Genomic DNA, 526 nt, shown 5'->3' on the forward strand with positions numbered 1-526 from the left:
CCCGTTTCTTCCCTGACAAAAGAGCTTTACAACCCGAAGGCCTTCTTCACTCACGCGGCATTGCTGGATCAGGCTTGCGCCCATTGTCCAAAATTCCCCACTGCTGCCTCCCGTAGGAGTCTGGACCGTGTCTCAGTTCCAGTGTGGCTGGTCGTCCTCTCAGACCAGCTACTGATCGATGCCTTGGTAGGCTTTTACCCTACCAACTAGCTAATCAGATATCGGCCGCTCCAGGAGCATGAGGTCTTGCGATCCCCCACTTTCATCCTTAGATCGTATGCGGTATTAGCGTAACTTTCGCTACGTTATCCCCCACTCCAGGGTACGTTCCGATATATTACTCACCCGTTCGCCACTCGCCGCCAGGTTGCCCCGCGCTGCCGTTCGACTTGCATGTGTAAGGCATGCCGCCAGCGTTCAATCTGAGCCAGGATCAAACTCTTCAGTTTAATCTCTGTTTATTTGCTACTTTCGTAGCACCGTGATTTCTCACGGGTCGCTCACTCAAAATACTGACAGGCCACTA

1 rRNA gene is annotated in these 526 nt (G+C 52.9%); it reads right to left on the reverse strand.

From position 1 onward, the window contains the following. Positions 1-449: ribosomal RNA gene (locus AC07P1_RS33740) — 16S ribosomal RNA — on the reverse strand; the annotation flags it as partial. Positions 450-526 lie beyond the last annotated feature (77 nt).

The sequence above is a fragment of the Duganella sp. GW821-FHT07F09 genome, from assembly GCF_059418705.1.